Consider the following 24779-nt stretch of genomic DNA (forward strand, 5'->3'; position numbering starts at 1 on the left):
ATCACCTTAATCTTAAGCTAACCCATGAAACAGGAATTTTAATCCATGGCATAAAACATTTACACTTTTTCATGAACCGATCCCTTAAATTATCATCTTTTATTAATCTTAATTTATACACAAATTTTGGAATAAAACCATTGAACTCTTTTTTATGGCAGTTTTCATCAACCCATTTATCTTCATCATTGATAACCTTTGAATTATATTGAAATGAATTTTGCCATGCAAATAACAATGAATAAACAAATCCTTTTGATACTTTTTCATCAATAACAAGTTTCTCTAAATATGAACTAAATTTCCTAATTTCATCAAAACTTTTAAATTGATTATTATCCCATGGTAAAACTTCATTGAATAAAGTAATTTTACTTTTTCCACAAGATTTTGATCTTTCTAAATAACTTTCAGAAAAATTAACAGCTTTACCAATAGGGAATTTAGGAGCTACAATACTTATCCCTGCAGATAAATCAATTGAAGGATTACATGCAGTCCATTGCTTAAATTCCTTTCTCAATTTACTTGCAAAATCAATGATATCATCATAAGGGCCTAAAACTAATAAATCATCCCCTCCAGAATAAGTTATATGAATTGTTGGAATTGCATATTCTCCCAATTTCTTTTTTTCATTATCATTTAATTCTTCTTTTGGCTTAAAAACATGAATTACATCTTCTGATTTATTATCATTTTGAATATTTAATTTGATTTCATCAAACTTTTCATTATCAAAAACCTTTGAATAAACTTTAAAATCAGATGCAATGTTATTTACAAATCCTGAAAAAAACATGTCCAATTGAGAACTTAATGAAGAAATTCTTGAAATTGAACAATTATTTCCATAAACCTCTCTTAAACCTTCAGATAATATCAAACCTAAATTATCCACATCCATTTTTAAAACACCTAATTTATTAGACCCTTTACTAATTTCTGCTAAATGTTCAAAATATAATGGCATATGATAATATTTTTTAAAATTAGGAACTGTATTGCCCATAAAACTAAAACTAAATGAAACATTATCATTAAATTCATAATTGGCTAAATTTAAAAAGTTTGTATCATTTAACTTTATAACTTCCACTTGTTTACACTTTTTGGATAATCCATTAACTGTATCAACTAATTTAGAATCATTTTTTATAAAATAATAACCTATTTTAATAGGGCGTATAATATAAATCCCTTTATAATTATCATTATTAATAACATCTTCAGAAATATCAATACATTTAATCATATACTTTGCATTAACTGAATTTTGACCTAATTTTTCATGAGATTCACACATATCACAAGTTTTTTCATCAAAGTTACGATTATAAGGCATTCCACAAACTGAACATAAATCATCATATTTAATTTCCTCATCGAAATTAAAGACCTCATCAAGATTATCTGAAAATTTATGTTTTTTATCTTCATTTAATTTATTGGATAATTTTCTAGTTATCTGACCAAATTTATCTAAATCATTACCGCAACATTCTATTGAAACTAAAGCTAAGTATAATTCAGCATTAAACTCATCAATAAAGAATTTATTAATTTTTGATTTGATTTCAGCTAATTTTTCTTTTGCCATTTTGGTATTTGGTCCAATTATTGTAAATCTTCCACCACCACAGAATAAAATGTTAGCTTCGCATAATTCAAGTTCTTCTGCAATATGTGTAGCTATTGCATCACAAAGCAGTGTCAGATAAAGAGATCTTCCTCTTAAACGTTTACTCATTCCGCTTTGTGCTTCCTGAGGTGAAGAGATTTTGAAAATAAATTTTTGAATTCCTGAAATATCTCCTTCAATAGCTAAATAACAGTTTAAATCATTAGTTTGAGTTAATTTAACATCACCATCACGATTAAATAAATATCTGGAAACTGCCAGAGCTGCAGTTGTTTTTGAGTGATCATATAATGAAATATCACTTTTTGATTTATATGCTGCTGAAGGCATAGTTGAAGCATATTTTTTTAATAAAGCAAGTAATGTATTAAAATCAGTTTTATTTTGAATTAATTCAAATTCAGAGTTAAATTCATCCCATAAATTATTATATTCAGGTACTAAATTCCACCCTCCCATAGTGTCCTTTTTAGCTGCAGGTTTTAAATTATTAAAACTTCCATCATCTAAAGACAATTTATTTAATGGGATATACTGTTCGTCAACTTTGTCATTACCTTCCAAAACAATTTTAGAAAATAATGAAATTAAAGGAGTTTTATTAACTTCTTGCGTATCGTCAATATCTTCCCTTTCAGAAGCAGAGTGATGGTCTGCTTTTTTTAAAATACTGCACAAATCAGGATAATTAGATTTTGTATGGTTATGATGATATAAAACCAAATCCACAATATCATCATTGTAGTATTTATCTAAAAAGTCGCAGGACCATTTGGCATGTGCTCCATTTTTACCATAATCATCCTGAGAATATTTTTTATATTCTTCAGAGTGACTCTTGTCTGTTCTTTGATAGAACTTTCCAATATCATGGAGTAATGCAGCAATTTTTAAATTTTCTACATTTTTAATTTTAAATTCCTCCTATCTTATTTAATATAATTCTAGTTTAAATTAATAAACATATAAATTTTTTTAATTGATTTTAAAGACAGATAATAAATTTTCAGCAATTTTACAATTAATTAAAACATTATATAATCCATTAATTCTAACACGTTAATAACAATTATGTACCTTTATTGTATATAAATATTACTAAAATTATTTAAAAAAAGTTATATCCTAAAAATTGAATAACTATCATTAGGGAGTTAAAGCATATGTTTTGTGACAATTGCGGATGTGAACTTGCAGATAATGCAACTTTCTGCTCCAAATGCGGAAAGAAACTAAAAAATAAAAACATATACATTGCACTGATACTGACATTCATACTGACAGGACTTGGTTCAATCTATGCAGGAAATACCAAAAAAGGATTAACATTACTGATACTCAGAGTACTTTTTGCTGCTTTGGCATTTTTTTCAAATATATTCGGCATTTTATCCGTTTTGGTTTGGGTTTACGGATTTTATGAAGTATATAACGATGTTCAAATTGCCAACAGAAATTCCAGTCCGAATCTGATTAATGATTTTAAAAACTGGAATCAGCAAAATAAGATAATAGCTATTTTAATAATATGTGCAATTTTAATCTTAACCCTCAACAGTTTTACCATTTTTTCATCAACAGACAGCTATTCTCCAGGTGATTCAGACACTTCCAACTATGGAAGCTACAGCTATGATAGCTATCCGTCACATTACAGAGGAGTGGATACATCACCGGATACACTTGCCAAAAATGATCCTGACTCATATTATGACTATTATGAATATGGGGACAATCCTGATGTTGATGATTATCTGGAATCAGAAGGTTATGATTAAAATTATAAGCAGTTATTCATATATCATTGAATTTTAAGTAGGAGTACATTTTTAGAAACATACTTCCTACAAGGACCTGCCATAACTTTAATAATTTTGGTGCAGATTATTAAATCAGGTCTATGTTACAATATTGTGTTTAATTAGTATTTAAATATTGTTATTAACAAGCACATAAATAACAGACATGAATGAAAAAAATCTGGTAAAAATATTGGCAGCTGCTGCAGTCATTTTAATGATTGTATTTATATCTCTTTTTTGTATAGATACTCATGAAAGCACCAGCCTAACTGTAAAATCACAGGACACTCTTAAAGACGGTGACTCATACAGTGTAGAGTTATGTGACTCCAAAGGAAATCCCATAGCTAATCAGGACATTTCCATTTCATTTGGATCAAATTCATTTAATGTTACAACTGATGAAAACGGAATAGCTATCCTGAAAATCAATAATGTTCCTGCCGGAGAGTATGATATTAAAATCCAGTATGACGGAAACAGCCACTATAAAAATACTTCAGCTGTTCATCATGCGGTTATCCTGAAAATCGAAAAAACCCGCAGCCTAGATGAAATTCTTCAAAGCGGAGAATACAAAAAAAAGATTGGTGATTACCAAATTGTTGAATACAATTATATGGGAGATATGGAATCTGCACTGGTTGAAGATTCAAACGGCAAAAAATGGATAATGGGCGGAGACGGGTTTACATCTGTTTAAAAAAAGGAGTTTACCATCCCATTTCTCCAATCATGCTGACAACATTTTTGCCCTCATCAGTCAGACGATACAGACGGCCTTTGTGGGCGTCTTCATTAATGCAGACTATTAGGTTGTGTTCTTTTAAATCTGTCAGTACATTGCTGACATGTTTTATTCCTACTCCTGATTCTTCACTGATTTTTGTTGGTATTTTAACATCGTTTTTTAAGGTTTCCAGTACTTTTCGCCTGTAGCTAGAAATTGCAACATAGCTACATTTTTTCAATAATTCATCATTGCTATTCACAGTTACCACATTTTCTCTAAAGTTGCTTTTTAAAAATAAGACCTAATTTTTAATAATCTGCACCTTGCTTTATATTTTATATTAGCATGTAATATATACTTTGTGGTAATATTGTTTTATAAGATATGATAAATTGTCCATGTTTTAGATATTATTTATATGAAAACAACTAAAAATTCATTTGAAAATTGCTGATATGATAAACAAATTTAAGCTTTATCTAAAAAATGTAAAATTAAACAAAACAATACTATTTTTGCAGACAACTATATAATAATTAGAATATTACAAGAATATCGCTATATTAACACAATATATTCTATTAATTTTAACACAGTTGTACAATTCCCGAAGCTGTTCAAAAAAAGCCAGTAATACTTTGACAAAACCCGAAGAATATTTTAAAGAAATTAGAAAATGAAACAAATTTTAAATAAGCAAATTAAAAATGAATATAAATGCTAAAAATAAATTACAATTTGAATATACATCCTAAAAAAACCGAAAGAAACTGAACTTAAATATAAAAACTTATAAAGCATTATTTAAAAAAGATAATAATATGTCTAAGTTAGATGCTTTTTTTAAATTTAAAGAAAATAATACAGACGTGAAAACTGAAATCATTGCAGGTATTACAATTTTTCTGGCTATGGCTTACATATTAATTGTAAACCCTGCAATGTTAAGTGAAACTGGAATGGACATACAAGGAGTATTTATTGCAACTGCACTTTCAGCTGCAATAGCTACAATATTGATGGGATACATAGCAAATTACCCATATGCACTGGCTGCAGGAATGGGTCTTAACGCATTTTTCACATATACCGTAGTACTGACTATGGGATACAGCTGGGAATATGCACTTTTAGCTATTTTTGTCTCAGGTATAATCTTTCTGGTTATCTCACTTACTTCCCTGCGTGAAAAACTATTTTACTCAATTCCCGACTCTTTAAGATTCGGTATATCAATAGGTATCGGTTTATTTATCCTTGCATTAGGTTTAAGCAACCTCGGAATCCTGTCATACTCTTCACAGGTAATAAATATCGGAGATGCAAACTGGGCCACACAGCTAATCGGACTTGGAAGCGCTTCTACTATTTTTACTCTCGGAAACCTTTTGGCATTAATCTGTTTTGTCATCATAATGGTACTGATGAAGAAAAATGTAAAAGGAAATATTTTAATCGGTATTATTGTAACATACCTTATCGGAGTTGTTTTAGAACTGGCAGGATGTCCTGTTTTACCTGACCAGTCATTAATACCAACAGCTATAATCAACAGCAATCTGGGCGGATCACTTGGTAATGTTGCATTTAAATTCGGAGAAGCTACCGGAGTATTTACCGGAGTAAGGGCATTTATTGACTTTATAATTATTGCTGTCACATTTCTGGTAATTTCCCTATTTGATACAATGGGAACCCTGACTGCACTTACTACAAAAGTTGACGGATATGATGAAAACGGAAAACTGCCAAGACTTAAAAAAGTTTTAAGTGTAGATGCACTCGGACCAATGATCGGATCCCTTTTAGGTACTTCACCTGTAGTTACATATATTGAAAGTTCCACAGGTATTATGGAAGGAGGAAGAACCGGCCTTACAGCTATTGTAGTCGGTATTTTATTCCTGCTTGCAATTCCGTTTGCACCAGTATTTACAATCATTCCAACCTTTGCAGTAGCTCCTGCACTTATTGTTGTAGGTATTTTAATGTGCGGACTGTACAAAAACCTTGATACAGGTAATCTTTCTGATTTAATCCCAGCACTGGCTGCCATTATTGTAACTCCACTTACACAAAGTATTACAACAGGTATTATTGCCGGTGTATTTGCATTTGTTATTGTCAAAGTTCTATTTGGTAAAGCAAAAGAAATATCCAAAGCAATGTGGATTTTATTTGCATTATTATTCATTTATATGGTTTTAGAGTTCATAATGTAGGAACTCTAACTTTTTTTATTTTTTGTCAAAATTTTTTTATTAATTAAATTGGAAAATCAGTTAATTAAATGAGTGTTATTAAAAAATTAGCTTGTTTAATTAAAGAAAGTTTAAATATTTTAAAGCAGCTAATTGAAAATAAGATATTTTATATTATATTATGCATATGAGTGTAAATAAAAATTTTTAAAAGAAATGATATAACAAAAAAGAAAAAAAAGGTTTATTTAAAAAACCTTATTGAATTTTAATTGTATTTCCAGTTTCAAATCCATTATACATTGAAGTAATAATGTATTCCCCTTTCATTAACTTAATGTTTAAGGATGCAACACCCTCATCATTAGTAACTTTATTATAGAATACACCATTTACATTAAATGTAACATTTTGGTTAGCTAACGGATTACCCTGACCATCTACAACTTTTGCCCTAAATGCAGAACCATCATTATACTTCATGTTTAAATCACTAGTTTCTAAAGTTGGTAAAACTGTAACAGTGTTTCCTACTTCATACTGACCGTACATAGTAGTGATTACATATTTGCCAGGTCTTAAATTAATACCTAAACTAGCTATACCTTTTGAATCAGTTTCTTTGTAGTAGAATACACCGTTGATGTTAAATGTTACAATAGTTCCTTCAACAGGATATCCCTGATTATCTAAGATTTTAACTGAGAATCTTGAAGCATTTTGATAGTATTTAACTAAGTCATAATTTTCAACAATTTTAGACAATACAGTAACATTATTACCTGTCTGTTCACCAGTAACTAAATTAAATACAGTAATAATATAGTTTCCAGGTCTTAACTGGATGTTTAATTTAGCAGTACCGTTTTCATCAGTAGTTTTGTTGTAGAATACACCGTGAATATTGAATCTGACAGTTGTATTAGCTAATGGGTTTCCATTAAAGTCTAAAACAGTTACATAGAATTGTGTACCGTTTCTGTAGTATTTAACTATGTTTTTACTGATGATTGTTGGTAAAATAGATACTGTGTTATTTGCACTGGTTCCAAAGTATTTGGAAGTTCCATTAAATGTAGTAACAACAGTATAATTTTTACTGTCTAAATTAAGACCCATAAAAGCAGTACCGTTTTCATCAGTCTGTTTGATATAGTCCCTGCCGTTTATTGAAATAGTCACATTCATATTAGCTAATGGATTGCCGTCAATATCTTTTAGGACAACTACAAATCTTGTACCGTTTTTATAGTACATTACAACATTTTCTGTTTCTAAAACTGTTTTAATAGAGTTTATTTCAACATTTTCAGATACATTGATGCTTTGGTAATTGTCTTTTGTGAAAGTTACATTAATTGTGTAATTTCCATAAGTTAGGTTTTTGAAGATTAATGAACCGGTTCCATTAATGTAAGTTAATGTGTAAGATGTATTATTTACAAGAACTGTTAAATTTCCATCAAGTTTTTCAGATAAGTTAACATTTACGGTTATATCTCTGTAATCTTTATCAATAGTTACATTCATGTTGATTTCTTTTTTAGCTACTGTGAAATTAACGCTATTATTAGCTAAATTATATTTTTCACTGCCTAAATAGGATACAATAGCCTGATATTCTCCGGCAGTTAAAATTTCAGGAACACTGAAAACAGCTGAACCATTGATAACTTTAACAGAATATTTTTTATTGTTAACTGTTAAAACAACATCATCAGTTACGTTGATGCCAGCTATTGAAGTTAAATTAATATTAGCTACCGGATTTTCACCATAAATAATGTCATCAATATTAACAGTTAAATTAACATCGGTTTTAGTAACACTGACAGTTTTCTGAACAGAAGATCCATTATATAATCCGTTATCCTGATAGTTAGCTGAAATTATATAATCTCCAACTTCATCAAAGTATACACTGATTTTTGCACTGCCATTAACTACACTGGCTGTATAATTAGTTCCGTTAATGTTGAAAATAACACTGCCTATTTTAGCTAATTTACCATTAGCATCAATTACAGTAGCTATAATTTCACTAAATTCCTGAACTTTAGGAGTAAGGTTATTTAAAGTAACTGTTGTATTCTGTTTATCAGCAACAGTAAATGCTTTAAGGCAGGCTACCTGTGAACTGTATGAATGATCATATCCTGAAAAAGTAAAATCATATAAATCTGTCCATTTTTCACCGTCATGACTGAAGTATGATACTCCAGGAGCATAATAACATCTGGTTGTTGAAACCTGTTCTGAAACAGGAACAACTGCATATCCTTTTTGAGGATTTGTAAGTTTTACAACAATTTTAAAGATATCTCCAACAGCTACAGGAACATATTCTTTTAATGGAATGGTGTAATATCCGCTGCCTTCATGTTTACTGTTTTGGGTAAGCTGCAATACATCATTTACATAAACAGAGATTTCATAATCAACAGTTGTATTGAAAAATGTTGATACAGCAGCAATTGCTTCATTACCTATTGCATTGTAAATATTCTGATACCAGATGGTTTTTTTACCGGTTACCAGGTAATCAGTCATTCCTGCAACATCATACTGGTAGTTTTTAGTATATCTTACAGTATCATTTAAAATATAGGTAAATGCCTGATTATCTTTATTTACAGCAAATAAAACTCTATCATAGTAAGAGATGTAGAAGTAACCATTATCTCCCCATGAAGATCCCCAGCTGTTTTTAACTATAAATGCACCGTTTCCTGCAGGACTATTGTAGAAATTACTTCTTGAATAATTGTCATCCCAACCAACTACAGTAATTGCATGGTTTCCACCGCCGGTGTATGGATCATAATAAGCATTAGTTCTGGAGTTAAGATAATTTGCTGAATGATAATATGAAGCATATAATCCGCCATATTTTAAAATAGCTTCTTTTATAGCATCATTATCAGTATAGCTGGTACGTGCAGGTAAAACATAAATATTTTGAACATGTATTTCACTATCTAAAAGTGGAGATAAAGTTCCCATATCATCAAACGGATCTAAAGTAGCATTAACAGGACCTAACCAGCTAGCCAAATAACCCATCGGCATTCCATTGTATCCTCCATTGTTAGTTTCCATTTGCCATCCATAAGCAGAATACATTTCAATTAAATTTTTCATATTTTCCACAGAGAAATTGAATGTTTTATTACTTGCTTTTAAAACACAGGTTTCAAGAGAAGCAAGTGCTGCAAATGCCCAGCAGTTACCTGAAGCTTGCTGATCTTTAACTTCAGTTACAAAGCCGTGTTCAGCTAAATTATATCTTGCTGGTAATGTACCATTGAATAATGATTTGTAAACAAATAATGAATAATTGTTACTGCTTGATACAATAGGGCTGAAATTAGATTGATTTAAGATATTAGCATTGTAACTGGCTTTATTATCACTAAATATAACTCCATCAACAGTCAATTTAGGATTTGCATTGGAAAATATTGCTCCTCCAAATCCGGTTGCTGCATTTGATACAAATTCAGAGTTTCTAATTTCAAAAGAAGTACAGTTATCACTAAATAATGCACCACCATTTAAAGCTGCATTTTTAGTAAAATTGGATTTAATAACAGTTCCAGAACCATACATCTTATATATAGCTCCACCTTCATATCTGGCAAGGTTATTTGTAAAATTAGAATAAGAAATTAACATTTCAGAATTTAAACTACAGATAGCTCCTGCAAAGTTTGCAGAACAGTTATTGAAAATACTGTCCTTAACTTCCAAATCAGTAGAAAACGCATAAATAGCTCCACCAGCATCATCTACAGATCTGCAGTTTTCAAAAGTTGTGCCGGTAATAGAAATTCCACATTCATTTTCAGAAGCTATAGCTCCACCAAACCAATGTGCAGAGTTATTAATAAACTTACAGTTTGAAATAGACAATTCTCCATATGGCAGGTAAATAGCTCCACCATACATTGCACTGTTATTTAAAAATGTACAGTTATATAATGTATTTTTAGGTGTATTAGTTACATAACCTGAATAATCAGTATTAACATAATTGTAGATAGCTCCACCATATGCATTGTTATATCCGTAACCTGTATCATCAACAGCTACACCATTTTTAAATATCACATTAGTTGCACTGACAGTACCAAAATTCTTAACAGTAGCATGATTTAAGGTTAAATCTTTTAAAGTTAAAGTATAACCAGTTCCAACATTAAATGCAATACCGTTAAACTTAATTATAGTATTTTGAGCACTTTGACCAATGAGTGTCATAGATGAATATATTCCTTTTTTAGCATCTAAATTATAAGTACCGTCTGCAAAATGAGCAGTACATCCTGAAGTTAATCTGTTATACTGCAAGTACTTATATGGACTAGACTGTGTTCCTCTTCCATCACTGTCTGCAGATGCATTGAAATAGATGTCATTAGAACCAGTAAGAACATCAGAAGTATCCCCACTATGACTATAAATAACTCCGCCATCATTAACAGCAGATATTTCAATTTGTTCATCACTGCTAACGACTGTCTGGTTATCAACAGCATCACTAGCAAAAGTAGATGGAACAATTATTAATAATAACAAAAATACTAAAAAAAGTACAATTGACTTATTAACATATTTAACCAATTTTTGTTCCTCCAAAATTTAATTTTATAATATCGTATAAACATATATGAAATATAATTTTATACATTAATACATTAGATTTACTAATATAAAAATACATACAACATTCATTTTAAAAAATAATAACAATGTATACAAATTAGTATTACAACTAAATAAATAAGTTATTAAGAAAAATATCGATGAACACCATATTTCACTTTACGGTTTAATAAAAATAAATATATTATAAAAGAAACTAAAATTAAAATAACTGATTTAAGGAATTATTTTATTATGCTATCTATTAATCAATGCTATTTAGATTTTGTTAAAAAAATCTTAAAGGAAGGAAAAGAAACTTATAAAGACAGCAATCATCATTTAAAAGAAAGTTTAGGTAATTTTTACATAATTGACGACCCGTTAAACTTAAAATTTGCTGCTAAATACCAGCATATGACTACTGATATGATGCTAAATGAAATCAAATCCGGAAAATATGATATTGAAGGATGTCCTATTAAAAGTGATGCATTATATGAATATGTCAGGTCATTTGAAAACAGTGATGATCAGGGATTCGTATACACTTACCCAAACCGTATATTGGCCCATTTTGACACAGACCAATTTGAAGTAATGAAAAAAAGAATGCTTCATGCAATTGGAAGTAACCGTGCAGTAGCTATTACCTATGATCCGAAATTAGACCAGAACCGTGAAGATATTCCATGTTTACAGTTCCTGCAATGTATTGTTCGTAACAATGAATTGACAATCCACTGTTTATTCAGATCCAATGACATTTTCGGTGCTTTTTATTCAAATATGTTTTTTATAGCTTATATTGGAATTAAAATGAAAGAAGAGCTTAACAAAGAATTATTAGGTGAAAAAGTAAACTTCGGAGGCATCCATTACCACTCCACAAGCGGCCATATCTACAGCAATGATATGAAAGCTGCTAAAAAATTAATAGCTATTAACAAATAGCTGATTTTTAACTTTTTTTAAATTGAAATTATTTTTATAATAAAAAAAAGAAGAAAAAAAGTCCAGATTTTAAAAATCTAGAGATAATTATCTGCCCTTTTTTCAAAGTATGCTTTTGGATGAGCGCAAACCGGACATTTTTCAGGCGCTTCTTTTCCTTTAAAGATATGTCCGCAGTTTCCACAAATCCAAACAATTTCTTCTTCTTTTACAAATACGCTGCCTTCCTCAACTTTTTTGAGTAAAACATCATAACGTTCGTTGTGTTCTTTTTCAATAGCTCCAACAGCATCAAATAGATAAGCTATTTCATCAAATCCTTCTTCTCTGGCTTCTTTTGCAAAAGTTGGATACATACTGGTCCATTCGTGATTTTCGCCTTCAGCTGCATCTTTAAGATTAGATGCAGTATCCAGAATACTGCCACCATGCAAGAGTTTAAACCAGATTTTAGCATGTTCCTTTTCATTATGTGAAGTTTCTGAAAAGATATTTGAAATTTGAACATAACCGTCTTTTTTTGCCTGACTTGCATAGTATTCATATTTGGTATGAGCCTGTGACTCACCTGCAAAAGCAGCTTTCAAGTTTGCTTCAGTTTTTGTTCCTTTTAATTCTACCATATAAAAAACCTCTTTAATTAAGAATAAACAATTATTATAAATAAATTTTTCGAAAATTTTTCATTGCTGTCAAGTTAAGGTTTTGCATTTTTTTAAAAGCTGTTTTGGATGTTTGATTTGCATTTTTTGTGATAATATTTCTTTTTATCTCTTTCTTTGTTTGTTGGTGCTTTGATTTTTGTGTATACTAGGTCTTTTCTTGCTATGTCTAGTATTTCTTCTACTATTTGTTTTATTTCTTCTTTATCGTCTGTTAGGAGCCGGGGCATTTCTTCTTTTATGTTTCCGATAAGTGTGTTTACATTGCTTTTGTAAACATATTTGTATTTTGTTGTTTCTTTTGGTTTTCGTGTTATTTCTTCTTCTGCGTCATGTTTGAGTGCTATTAGTATATTTAATAGGTATATGTGGCTGTAGAAGTCTTGTTCGATGATTATTTTCTTTTTTCCTGTGAATTTTTCAATGTGGAGTTTGTTTTTTAATCTGTCGTAGTTTTTTTCTATTGTCCATCTTGTGCCATATAATTCTTTTAATTCTTCTGGTGTTGCTATTTCTTTGGGTAAATTGGTAAATAGTGTTTCTGTTTCTCCGGTTTTGAGTTTTACGAATACTATTCTGACTTTTATTTCTCGTGTTTTTCTTGCGAATTTTTTTACTTCTTCTGTGAAAAAATTGTTGATTTGTGCTTTTTTTATGTTGATTTCGTGTGTTTCGTCGGTTTTTCCTTCTTTTTTCATTTTATTTTGTTGTTTTTTAAATGTGTGTGTTTTTCCACGTATTATGAAGTAAGAGTCTAATAGCATGGTTTTGAACATTATTTCTATGGAGTTATAGAATCTATCATAGGTTGTTATTGTCTTTGTGAGGTCTATTTTATTTTTTGCATCGTCTAAGTGCATTAATGCGTGTTCTATTTCGCTGGTGCTTTTATTGGTTATGTTTGATGAGATTATGAAGTCCCATTTTGTATCGGCCATGCAAGAGATTCTTGCAGTTGATGTATCTTTATTTAGTTCAGTTTTTTCTGGAATTTCAAATTCTTCTCTTGTTATTTTTGTGTTTGGGATTTCAACAATTGATCCATCAATTGCATAGACGTTAAAACCTTTGAAAGTTGTCATTTCGTCTTTATGAGCATATATTTTTGAAATTAAGCTGTCATTCATGTCAATATAAACTTGAGGATCAATAAATTGTCTTTTTTCAGAAACTGCTTGTTTAGTAATTCTAACACCTCTATCGTTCAATTCGTTTCTTAAAAAACGATTAATCTCAATAGATGTTGTTTTTTTATTATTGCACAATGGATATTTAATAATTGACTCTAAACTCAATTTTCCTTTTCGAGTAAAAGCAACATCACTTAATACATATTTTCGTTCAACAAAATTATTAAAATTTCCGAATTCATCTGAAACTATCCTACTTAAAAACATGCCTAAATCAACTCCAATTTAACTATATCAAACTAAAATAAACTAACATACTTAAATAAATATATATAATTACTAATAAATAAAATTAACTATAAAAAATACTTAAAATTAAATATAATTAAAATAAAAATAGATACAATTAAAATAAAAAGAATATAACAAGTTATAAAATAAATAAGCAAAAAATAAGAATAATTAAATGAAAAAAAACTAAAAATCAAAAAAAGCTTAGCTTGACAGCAATGAAAATTTTTAAAAAGAAATATCAATAACAATTTATATACATATTTATACAGATTCAATTTACAATAGAGGTGAAAACAAATGAGCAAATATTGCCCAAAATGTGGAAATGAACTACCTGATGATGCACAATTTTGTAATGAATGCGGATATTCTGTTTTAGTCGATGACAATTCTCCAGTGAAAGAAACTCCTAAAAAAGTTCAAAAAACCGAAGAAACTGAAACTTCTAAAAAAGATATAGATGAATTATTATTTAATGAAGCTCCGGCTGAAGCTAAATCCGACGACAATATGGATTCCAAAATATTCAGCAGCAAAGCTTCATTTAATCTCTCTAAAAATAAAATATTAATTCCTGTTGCAGTTATAGTTATTATAATTATAGGAATAGCCATTTTTAGCAGTAATCTATTTTACAATCCAGACAGTATCTCCATAACAATTACAGATATTTCAGGAACTAGTGATGAAAGCGGTTATTATTACAATGTCAATGCTATTTTTAATAATCTTCCATCAAATACTCAAGGTTACTTCTTAAAAACAACATATTATGACAGTAATGGAAACGCATTAGCTACTACAACTGAAGGATTAAATACGGTAGATAATAGTGAATATGGTTCTTATTTCGGATTTTACAACAGTCATAAATATTTAGCTATAGATCATGCCAAAATTGAGATTATACATGACGGCAATGTCGTAAAAGAAGCTACCGGTAATTTTGATATGAACAAATCAGATTTCTCAATAGATAATAACAACACTACTCAATCCTAAGAGAAATCTTTTAATTTACTTTTTTATAAAAATATTCTGTTTTTTTAAACACATGTTTAAATTTTATTCTATAAAATTAAATAAGACACATAATCCATCATTAATGAAAATAAAACAATACAACTTATTTTAAGAAAAATCAATAAGCAAATTTTATATAATACAAAAGGCATATTATAAATCGTGATAAATATACTTCGTTATATTTATATTAAGAGGCGAGTATTTATGAACAACGATATGAATGGAAAAGTAACGATAATAACTGGTGGAGGAAAAGGAATCGGATTTGGTATAGCTACAGCATTTGCAAAAGCAGGGTCAAACCTTGTAATTACAGGCAGAACTGAATCCACACTTTTAAAAGCAAAAGAAGAACTTGAAGACAAATATGATATAAAAGTATTGGCTATTGTAGCTGACGGTGGATATGAAGACCAGGTAAAAGATGCAATAAAACAAGTTGTTGATGAATATGGAAGAATTGATGTATTAATAAACAATGCACAAGCTTCCAAATCAGGATTAAAACTTGTAGAACATACAAAAGAAGACTTTGATTTAGCCATCAACTCAGGATTATATGCAGTATTTAATTTTATGAAATATGCTCACCCATATCTTAAAGAAAGCAAAGGTTCTGTAATCAACTTTGCATCAGGTGCAGGATTGTTTGGAAGAGACGGACAATCATCATATGCTGCTGCAAAAGAAGGAATCAGAGGTATGTCAAGAGTAGCTGCAACAGAATGGGGTTGTGACGGAATCAACATCAATGTTGTATGTCCACTTGTAATGACTGCCCAATTAGAACAATGGAAGGAAGAATATCCTGAAATTTATGAAAAAACAATACAAGGCATACCATTACAAAGATTTGGTGATGCTGAAAAAGATATTGGTGGAACCTGCTTATTCTTAGCATCGGAAGCTGCAAGCTACATCTCTGGAGAAACAATAACTCTCCAAGGCGGATCAGGTTTAAGACCATAAAGAAAAGATTCCTTTCTTTTCTTTTAAAACTTTTTTTTACATTGAAATTTTACTCCAGACATGTAACATAAACCATACATTTATATATGATGTAAACTTAATTTTACATGAGTAACATATATTTTACATAGTTGCTGAAAAATACTGGAGGAAGAAATATGATACTTGACATATACAATGACAGCATCAAATACTCAATAAAAAACTCAAAATCACTGTTTTACTTTGGACTAACATTATTTTCAATATTTATCCTATGGATGGCATATCTCTTAATATTAATCCATTATCAGAATGCAAATTTAAATTTAAAATTTGCCAGTTTAATTGTACCGGCAGTACTTACATTAATCCCAGGATTTTTATTTTTAGGATATGAATACAAAATACTAGAAATTTCCACCTGCGGAATGATTAATGGAACAGATAAAGTGCCTGAATTCAATAACTTAAAGGAAATGTTAATAAACGGAGCAAAAGTATTTCTTGTTAAATTCATATACTTTGCAATTCCTATAATAATATTAGCTGTTAGCAATATAGCATTTTTAAATCACATCTCCGGAGGAATAATCGGAACGGCAGGAGCAATCATATCCATAATATTGGGAATCATATTATACTTTGTAAGTTTCATAAGCCTGTCAAATATGGCTGCTCATAATAACTTTAAAAAAGCATTTGACTTTAAAGAAATAAAAGAAGTAATCTTAACAATAGGTCCTGCCAGATATATTTTATTTTACATAGGATTAACAGTAATAGAATGTGTAATTGCATTTGTACTGTTTACAATCACCATGATAGCTATGATGATTATCGGAACTTCAGGAATAAATACACTAACATCACTAGAACCTCTCTGGTGGGCAATGTTTATTATTACAAATCTTATATTTACACTGATAATTGCATTAACTGAATTATTTAAAACACGTGGAATCGGTCTTATTTATGAACCAATAGAAGAATAAAAAAAGTGTTATCTTTAATCAGATAACACCTAATTAATATTTACATTTTGAGTATAAATCGGATCACTATTAATCTCATTATATACTTCAATTACTGCTTTTGTAGGGATTTCATTTCCAAAATAAAATGCATCAATTGAATATTTGCCCGGATGAACATTATTTCCATTATAAGCATATGATTCATATAGTGTTAAATTATTAGAATTATAAAAACTAACTTTAACTTCCAAATAATCAAAATCTTTATCAACATTTAATGTTCCAGTTAAATCACCAGAAGTGGTGCCGTATTCATTAGATATAGATGCGCTTAAATCATTGAAAGATACAGAATCTGAAGCAGCCATACTATCTAAAATGCCTAAACCAACACTAACAAGTAAAAATAAAACAATTATGATAATAGTTAAAACAGGAATTAAAAAAAGCTTTTTATCTGTTGTAACTTCCTCTTTAGTTTGCATATATTCAACAATTGCTAAAACACCAGCAACAACAAATATAACACAGCCAATTACGCCATAATAACCAATAGTTATAAAAAGACCAAGTCCAATAATTATATATTGGATTGCAGCTATTCTAATATCCATCTTAGAAATATAAACTCCTAAAAGACCTAGAATAGCTATAATTATTGCTAAAGAACCATAAAATACAAAATCTGAAACCAATCCAGATAAACTAAAAACATTTAACCCTTCAATTATACCAATAATTACAGCTATAACAGCTACAATTGTAGAAATTGTTTTTAAATTTAGAGTAATCTCCATAAAAAATCACCATATTACATAGTATTTATATGAAACATAGATAATATAGCTTTTTAAATAGAAATTATTCTGCATCTACTTCAACAAAGATGTTTCTTCCCATTTCCTGAAGATATTCACTAACGTCTTCCTCAAATTCACCAATATAACTTAATTCATAAGGACTAACATTAGCATCTTCATAAACAATAACAAGTGAGTTCCATTTTTGATAATAGTATATTTTATTTTTTAAAATAGACGTAGTTAGTGGACATCCTTCATCATTAACAGTACTTGGCAATTTAGTAAAGTATTCATGATGAAGATGCTGTTTATAAGTACTTTCAAAAGGACACATGTCAGCTATCTGATTTACTAACTCACAATCCACCATATCTGCATGATACTCATTATCATTAATGGTTATTTTAAATTTCATTTACTTCACCTTATTACATAATATGTTTTAAACAATATTTAATACTATCTTAAAAAAAACAGTAAAGTGAAGTTAAAAATAGTAAATAAATGTGAAATTAATCACAAATTAAATGTTTTTTCCAAATTCAAAAGCTTGCTTTAAAGCATTTTCATTATGGTTAATTTCACCTTCACTTTCAGCATTTAAACCAAAAACAATGCCTTTTTCAGATTCAACACCAATGCAATTTAAAAATCCTCTTAACTCACAAACTGCAGAATCCAATGATTTTTGATTATCAGTAGCTGCTGAAAATAAGAAATAATAATCTTTATCACATAACTGTTTAGCTTTTGGAGTTAATCTGTCAATCATTGTTTTCATTTGTCCGCTGATTGTATTGAAATAAATAGGACTTGCAAATACAATAATGTCTGCATCTGCCATATCCTCTAAAATCTCAGACATATCATCATGAATAACACATTCTCCAGAAGATACACAACCTAAACAGCCTTTACAATAATTAATAAATCTCATTGGAAATGAAATTTTTTTAACTTCATTTCCAGCATCTTCTGCTCCTTTTTTAAATTCTTTAGCTAATATATCACTATTTCCACTTACACGGGGACTGCCATGTAATATAACTACTTTTTTACTCATCTTTTTCACCATACATACTGTCTATTGTATCTTCCTTTTTACTTTCAATAATTTTTTCATATTCCTCTAAAACATCAGTCTTTTCAGCCTTTGAAGTATCTTCTAAAACATTATCTTTAATATTCTCCTGATTTTTATTGATTTTATAAGCATCAGAATATAATAAACCTACTGAATATGAATTAAATAATCTTGTAAATGTTAACATGAAAAATGCGGCTATAATAACTCCAACATATGGAATAAGCATTATTCCTACTGAAATTATAAAAAATATCATATCTAAAACACATATTACAATAAACCATCCGACAGTTTTAAACCAGCCTATTTTTCCAATATCATTAAAAACTTCAAATAAGTCCAATCCGTCAGTTATACTGTTGTTAGCTAACATTCTTGCAATTCCCAAATTAGTAAAAATTATTTGAATAACCAAAACAATAACAGTTACTGAAAATGTAATGAAAACAGCAAACATGAAACTGGAAAGCAATGCTGGCGGAATATCTGCATTTCCATACTGAATATAAGGAGCTATATTAGTCCATATTTCCAATATCCCAGTTCCAAAAACTGTAATAAAAATAATAATCAACGGAATAATTGTATAAACTAAACCTATAACAAGATATTTGAAAAAGTTTAAAATATCTCTACCTACTTTAAAATCAGGAATTTCCTCTTTAACATCAATCCCACATTTGATTACAGAAACAGAATAACCTGTAAGATACATTGAAATTATACCTCCAATTAAAGTAGCTACAATAACTACCCACGGATTATCCGCACCAAATGAAGAGCAAATTGAACTTAAAAAAGAAAAAACAGTTAAAACTCCAAGCATTGCAAACTTGTTATAGTCACATAACGGATATAAAAATGATTTTTTAATATTTTCCCCTAAATTCATATTAACAACCTCTTAAAAATAAAAAGTTCCGTATGTAAATATTTAATAGTAAAGCTATATTAAATTTTAGATAAAAAAATAAATGGTTTATATATTTGAATATAATAAACCAACACATCTGTAATAAAATAAATAGAAATAAGATATAACAATAAATGAAGCAATAATTGAACCGGCAAATGGAATAATCATTGAAATTCCAACTCCAGCAAGGATTATAATAAAACCAGCAATCATCAATACAATTAACCATCCGATGCTTTTAGCTATTCCTATCTTTTTTAAATCTTTAAAAACTTTAGAAAGATTCACTGCTTCAAAAATATCATCATATTTAGCCAGTCTGGCCATTCCAATATTAGCAAATAACATGAAAACTATAGAAAGTACAACTGCTATAATAAATGTAACTGCCATTGAAGTTAAAAATGAATTTGAAATTGAATACATTCCAGTTTCATAATATGATTTCATTATTCCAGCTAAAGACTGTAAAAATCCTGATAAATAAGCTGTAACATATATAAGAATTAATGGAACTATCAAGTAACAGAACTGAATTACAAAGAGTTTTAAACCGTTAACAAAACCTGTTTTAAAATCAAAATCAGGTAACTCATTATCCTGCTTAAATCCATATTTCACAACATCCAATCCATAACCTAAAACTAAAATAATTGCAACAAATGAAACAACATTTAAAATTATCTGTAAAACTGAACTGTTAGCTGCTGAAACATTAAGAGTAGCTAAAACAACAACAATACCGAATATTGCAAATTTTTTAATATCAATAATTGGATATTTAAATGAATCACTAAAAATCTCACTTATATTCATCTAAAACACTCTCCAATGAAATATTATTGCTAATTAACTATTTAAAATTAATCATCAAAAAAAGAAAAAAATTGGTTTTATTCAATAGCTGAATATAATAAACCAACTGATCTGTATACAATAAATAAATTATATGTTGAAATTAAAAATGCTGAAATTAAAATACCTACATATGGAATTGATGAAATAAACATTTCAATAAAGGTAATAACAGCTATAATGACAAATAATAAAATCATCCAACCAATAACTTTACCAATACCAATCCTTGCTAAATCACGAGCTGCTTCAGGAATATCAGCACCTTCAGACAAACTGTTATACTTGGCAAATCTGCAAAGACCCATATAAAACAACAAGGTGAAAATAACAAATAATATTATACCTATAATAATAGTTATTGCTGCAGAACTTACTAAAGACAACATTACATCTTCAGGAATCACATTTACAAAATTAGGACCATATTGGGAAGCATAAGTTGCAATTTCTACAATTTGATTAAAGAAACCAGATGCAAAAGCTACAATAACAGCAATTACAAATGGAATGATATAGTATACAATACTTATTACTGCCATTTTTAATCCATCAACAATATTTGTTTGCAAATCAAAATCAGGAATTTCATCAGATTTTATAATAGCATTTTTTACAACACTTACACCATATCCCAATGTTATAAGAGAAGCTATAACACCAATAAGACCTAAAACAGAAGAAATTATTTCATTTCCAAGTTCTAAAGAACCTAATGAAGATATAACCATTATAACTCCAAGTATGCAAAATTTAGTCATATCGGAAAATGGATATTTTAAAGCATCATTGAAAATCTCAGTTAAACTCATTTTAAAGTCCTCCTTTTTAAATTAATTTAAATAAAAATCACTCAAACTGTGAGTTAATATTTATTTATTGAAAAATAAGTATTTAAACATATTGTATAAAATATTCAGGAAAACTTAAAAAAAGCCTCAAACAGGCCAGAAAAAAATAAAAAAAAGTTATCTGATAAAAGATAATTAAATTTAGTTATCTACACCAAAGGATTTTTTAAGCAAATCTACGTTTACATATCCTTCTTTGTAGACTTTACCAGTAGTTAAATCATTAATAACTACTTCTGCAGGAGCAAACATTCCTTTGTCGATTTTGTAGAAGTCAAATTCAGCTTCTTTAAATACATCGAAGAATGGTTTACCATATCCGTCAGCTGCAGATGAAGGTAATTTAGCTGCAACATCAGCTACATCATCATTTTCATCAGATTCAACATAGTAGTAAGTTCTTCCACCAAATAAAACTGCATCGTTAGTTTTACCCATAGCTTTAAGTCCGTCAGGGTCAATTGGTGCAATAGGAGCAATACCTGCAGCATGTTTTACTTTAGTTACATCAAATTTAATAGCTTCCAACATTTTGTAGGTTCCGTTTTCAACAACCCTTCCGGAAATTTGGATAGAACCAACAAGAGAAGAGGTAGGAGCTACAAGTAAATAAACATCTTTAACATCCACATTACATTCATCAGCAATGTATTGTGCAACATCTTCACCAGGCAATACATCAGCTTCTAAAGTTAAAATAGCTAAATCAGCTTCTGTGTCTTCATAACCAATTTCTTCATAGGTTTCAGCCGGTTTTTTACAGATTGCTCTAGCAGGACCGGAACCAAGTGCAAAGAAATCTCCTACAGATACAGACCATCCTGCTTTTTGAGATCCTAATGTGGAAATAGCTGGAGAATCTGTTTTAATTTTTACGGAAGGAAGAGCGAATTTTTCAGATAAATCACCAGGAATAGAAATTCCAACATCAGCAAGACCACCAAGACAAACTTTAGTGTAAAGTTCACCTGCTTTGAAACTTCCATCAACATTTACACCACAATCAATAATTGTAGCACCATTTGACAATTGACTAACAGCAATGTTTAATTCATCTTGTTTTTCAATCATTACATCTACGGTTTTTTTAGCTTCTAAGTTTACACTTACCATTATTTAACCTCATAATTTACTAAAATAAAATATATTTTTATTACTATTAATATTTACCTAAATGAATTTTAGATTCATCATATCTGTTTTCAGGTTCTTTATCTTCTTTAGGATAACCAATAGCTATTACTGAAAATGGAATAATATAATCAGGAATATTAAAATACTGTCTTAAACTATCTACTCTATCTTCAATTGGGTAAAATCCCAACCAGACTGCACCAAGGCCCTCAGCAACTGCCTGAAGCAGTATGTTTTGTGTACAGGCAGACAGATCCTGCTGAATCATAGGCATTACAACATTATCTTTTGTTGTATTTCCCAAAACAATAATCAGTTTTTGAGCATTTTCAGCTGGTCTTGCATATCTGCTCATTTTAGAAACAGCTTTTAAATCCTCTTCATCAGATACAATAATAAATTCCCATGGCTGGGAGTTGAAAGCTGAAGGAGCCTGCATTCCTGCTCTGATTAAATTTTTTATTTTATCAGTACTGACTTCATCATCACTAAAATTTCTGATGCTTTTTCTTTTAAATATCATGTTCACTGTATCACCTTACTCATTAATTCACCCATTTCATCATTTTTAAAAGGATAAGTTTTGCTGTCCATCAGCATGTGAATCTGATCTGCATAATTTATAGTAATATCCTCATCAGCCAGTATATATTCTCCACCTCTGGTAATTGAAACTACAATACATCCTTTAGGAAAAGGAATTTCCTTAATTGGCTTACCTGTATACTTCCAGCCAGAAGGAACAACATATTCTGATAAAATATGCTTTGAATGGTCTTTTATAAAATCATGACTGTTTTTAGCCAGTAATCTTTCAAATAAAGACTCATAAATCGGGCGGTTATTTAGCAGCATAGGAACTGCATATGCAATAATAGCTACTATCAGCATAGCTACTAATGATTCTGTTGACCCGCACATCTCAGAGAGCAAAACAACACCTGTAATTGGAGATCTTACAGTAGCTGCAAAAAAGCCGGCCATTGAAATAACAATAAACTTGTATATCAGATAGCTTTCAAGACCAAAAATCGGAATTACAACAGAACCGAAAATAGCTCCAATAAATGCTCCTAAAACTAAAAGCGGTAAAAATATTCCTCCAGGAGTTCCGGTTGAAAAGGAAACTACTGAAAAGAGATACTTAGCTACAAGTAAAAATATCAAAATACCCAATGACGGAATAGCTACATCAAGCATATTTAACATATAATGCCCTCCATCCAAGATTTCAGGAATAAACAATGCTACAACACCGGATATTAAAAATACACATACGAATTTAATTTCAAGTGGAACATTCGAGAGTTTAGCCAATCTGTCATTTGCCCTGATCATTCCAACATTATAAACATAACCTAAAATACCTAAAAGCAAACCTAAAACAATCAAAAGCCAGTAAGATGACAGCGGAAGATTATGTAATGGGAAATTCAGAACTGTTGCCTGTCCAAAAAAGGATTTGGATATAAAATCAGCAACAACAGATGCAGTCAGTGCTATAAAAATTAACGTTTTATCAAAACTGTGATTGATTTCTTCAATTATAAAAATTACTCCTGCTAACGGAGCATTAAAAGCAGCTGTAATACCTACAGTTGAACCGGCTAAAATAAGTCTCAGTTCATCTGTTCTTGATTCTTTAAAAATTCTTGAGATTCCCTTTCCGGCCATTCCCCCTATTTGAACAGAAGGACCTTCAGGACCTAAAGACAGACCACCCAGTGCAGTTAAGACTCCTGCACTAATCTTAGCTGTTAAAATTTTCAGCCAGTTAGTGTTTAAAAAACCTTTAACCTCTGCATTGATTTGAGGAATACCACTGCCAATACTATCAGGTTCCCATTTTACTAAAAAAGCTGTAAATAATCCTAAAATAGTTAATATAATAAACCAAAGTATAATTAAAAAAATATTTCCATTAATGAATTCCAAAAAATTTCTTAAAATACTTTCTGAGGAATATAAAAGAAATCTGTATAAACAGACCATTATTCCGGCAAAAATACCTACAAATATTCCCTGAACAGCTAGTTTGAAAATATGTTTGGGATTATCTACAACTGACCTTAATGTCTTCTGAAGCATTTTCATAGTATAATAGTTTATACCTAATAATA

At 29.5% G+C, this 24779-nt stretch carries 21 protein-coding genes; 7 read left to right on the forward strand and 14 right to left on the reverse strand.

Translation table 11 applies throughout. The features are described from left to right. Position 1: 1 nt before the first annotated feature. Positions 2–2554 carry a type III-A CRISPR-associated protein Cas10/Csm1 gene (gene cas10 / locus ACMC9J_RS00400; RefSeq protein ID WP_427003621.1) on the reverse strand — a complete coding sequence of 851 codons (2553 nt, stop codon included), beginning with the start codon at positions 2552–2554 and terminating at the stop codon, positions 2–4. Between the two features lie 251 nt (positions 2555–2805). Here cas10 and ACMC9J_RS00405 point away from each other — a divergent pair, with 251 nt between their 5' ends. Then, on the forward strand, positions 2806–3420 hold the full coding sequence (locus ACMC9J_RS00405; RefSeq protein ID WP_427003339.1) for a zinc ribbon domain-containing protein: 615 nt from the start codon (positions 2806–2808) through the stop codon (positions 3418–3420). 187 nt (positions 3421–3607) lie between these two features. After that, entirely contained in the window at positions 3608–4147 is a 540-nt protein-coding gene (locus tag ACMC9J_RS00410) for an adhesin (protein ID WP_427003340.1), read from the forward strand. 10 nt (positions 4148–4157) lie between these two features. Here ACMC9J_RS00410 and ACMC9J_RS00415 read toward each other — a convergent pair whose 3' ends face one another. Continuing rightward, on the reverse strand, positions 4158–4436 hold the full coding sequence (locus ACMC9J_RS00415) for a winged helix-turn-helix domain-containing protein (protein ID WP_011954735.1): 279 nt from the start codon (positions 4434–4436) through the stop codon (positions 4158–4160). A 562-nt stretch (positions 4437–4998) separates the two neighbouring features. Here ACMC9J_RS00415 and ACMC9J_RS00420 point away from each other — a divergent pair. After that, positions 4999–6399: an NCS2 family permease gene (locus ACMC9J_RS00420; protein WP_019268265.1), complete on the forward strand. Its 1401-nt coding sequence runs from the start codon at positions 4999–5001 to the stop codon at positions 6397–6399. 237 nt (positions 6400–6636) lie between these two features. Here the strand turns inward: ACMC9J_RS00420 and ACMC9J_RS00425 are convergent, their stop codons facing one another. Then, on the reverse strand, positions 6637–11001 hold the full coding sequence (locus tag ACMC9J_RS00425; protein WP_427003341.1) for a lectin like domain-containing protein: 4365 nt from the start codon (positions 10999–11001) through the stop codon (positions 6637–6639). A 276-nt stretch (positions 11002–11277) separates the two neighbouring features. Here ACMC9J_RS00425 and ACMC9J_RS00430 point away from each other — a divergent pair, with 276 nt between their 5' ends. Further along, the gene (locus tag ACMC9J_RS00430; protein WP_019268496.1) at positions 11278–11976 is read left to right on the forward strand and encodes a thymidylate synthase; all 699 of its coding nucleotides are present in this window, start codon (positions 11278–11280) and stop codon (positions 11974–11976) included. 77 nt (positions 11977–12053) lie between these two features. Here the strand turns inward: ACMC9J_RS00430 and rbr are convergent, their stop codons facing one another. Next, a complete protein-coding gene (rbr, locus tag ACMC9J_RS00435) occupies positions 12054–12599 on the reverse strand; it encodes a rubrerythrin (protein WP_019265530.1) in 546 nt (181 codons plus the stop codon). A gap of 92 nt (positions 12600–12691) precedes the next feature. Then, a complete protein-coding gene (locus ACMC9J_RS00440; protein WP_427003342.1) occupies positions 12692–14035 on the reverse strand; it encodes an IS4 family transposase in 1344 nt (447 codons plus the stop codon). 324 nt (positions 14036–14359) lie between these two features. Between ACMC9J_RS00440 and ACMC9J_RS00445 the strand changes: the two genes are divergently transcribed. The 3 genes from ACMC9J_RS00445 (at position 14360) to ACMC9J_RS00455 (ending at position 17031) form a co-directional block, all read left to right on the forward strand. Beyond that, entirely contained in the window at positions 14360–15064 is a 705-nt protein-coding gene (locus ACMC9J_RS00445; protein ID WP_427003343.1) for a zinc-ribbon domain-containing protein, read from the forward strand. 228 nt (positions 15065–15292) lie between these two features. Next, positions 15293–16057 carry an SDR family NAD(P)-dependent oxidoreductase gene (locus tag ACMC9J_RS00450; protein ID WP_427003344.1) on the forward strand — a complete coding sequence of 255 codons (765 nt, stop codon included), beginning with the start codon at positions 15293–15295 and terminating at the stop codon, positions 16055–16057. Between the two features lie 158 nt (positions 16058–16215). Next, positions 16216–17031 carry a DUF4013 domain-containing protein gene (locus ACMC9J_RS00455; RefSeq protein WP_427003345.1) on the forward strand — a complete coding sequence of 272 codons (816 nt, stop codon included), beginning with the start codon at positions 16216–16218 and terminating at the stop codon, positions 17029–17031. 29 nt (positions 17032–17060) lie between these two features. Here the strand turns inward: ACMC9J_RS00455 and ACMC9J_RS00460 are convergent, their stop codons facing one another. The 9 genes from ACMC9J_RS00460 to ACMC9J_RS00500 form a co-directional block, all read right to left on the reverse strand. Next, positions 17061–17810, reverse strand: coding sequence for a hypothetical protein (locus ACMC9J_RS00460; protein WP_427003346.1), 750 nt, complete (start codon positions 17808–17810; stop codon positions 17061–17063). A gap of 64 nt (positions 17811–17874) precedes the next feature. Then, positions 17875–18231, reverse strand: a complete 357-nt coding sequence (locus ACMC9J_RS00465; RefSeq protein ID WP_019265525.1) for a cyclophilin-like fold protein — start codon at positions 18229–18231, stop codon at positions 17875–17877. Positions 18232–18339: 108 nt separating this feature from the next. After that, positions 18340–18879 (reverse strand): flavodoxin family protein, encoded by a 540-nt coding sequence (locus ACMC9J_RS00470; RefSeq protein WP_427003347.1) that lies wholly within the window; start codon positions 18877–18879, stop codon positions 18340–18342. Further along, a complete protein-coding gene (locus ACMC9J_RS00475; RefSeq protein WP_427003348.1) occupies positions 18872–19795 on the reverse strand; it encodes a DUF4013 domain-containing protein in 924 nt (307 codons plus the stop codon). Before ACMC9J_RS00475 ends, ACMC9J_RS00470 begins: the two co-directional genes overlap by 8 nt. Positions 19796–19882: 87 nt before the next feature. Next, positions 19883–20635, reverse strand: a complete 753-nt coding sequence (locus ACMC9J_RS00480) for a DUF4013 domain-containing protein (RefSeq protein ID WP_427003349.1) — start codon at positions 20633–20635, stop codon at positions 19883–19885. Between the two features lie 77 nt (positions 20636–20712). Next, positions 20713–21486 (reverse strand): DUF4013 domain-containing protein, encoded by a 774-nt coding sequence (locus ACMC9J_RS00485; protein ID WP_250416142.1) that lies wholly within the window; start codon positions 21484–21486, stop codon positions 20713–20715. A 180-nt stretch (positions 21487–21666) separates the two neighbouring features. Continuing rightward, a complete protein-coding gene (mch, locus tag ACMC9J_RS00490) occupies positions 21667–22638 on the reverse strand; it encodes a methenyltetrahydromethanopterin cyclohydrolase (protein WP_427003350.1) in 972 nt (323 codons plus the stop codon). Positions 22639–22684: 46 nt separating this feature from the next. Then, positions 22685–23182 carry a nitroreductase family protein gene (locus ACMC9J_RS00495; RefSeq protein ID WP_019268255.1) on the reverse strand — a complete coding sequence of 166 codons (498 nt, stop codon included), beginning with the start codon at positions 23180–23182 and terminating at the stop codon, positions 22685–22687. A gap of 2 nt (positions 23183–23184) precedes the next feature. Beyond that, positions 23185–24753 carry a ClC family H(+)/Cl(-) exchange transporter gene (locus ACMC9J_RS00500; protein WP_304170684.1) on the reverse strand — a complete coding sequence of 523 codons (1569 nt, stop codon included), beginning with the start codon at positions 24751–24753 and terminating at the stop codon, positions 23185–23187. Positions 24754–24779: the final 26 nt, after the last annotated feature.

The organism is Methanobrevibacter intestini (genome assembly GCF_047402955.1).
Lineage (GTDB): Archaea > Methanobacteriota > Methanobacteria > Methanobacteriales > Methanobacteriaceae > Methanocatella > Methanocatella intestini.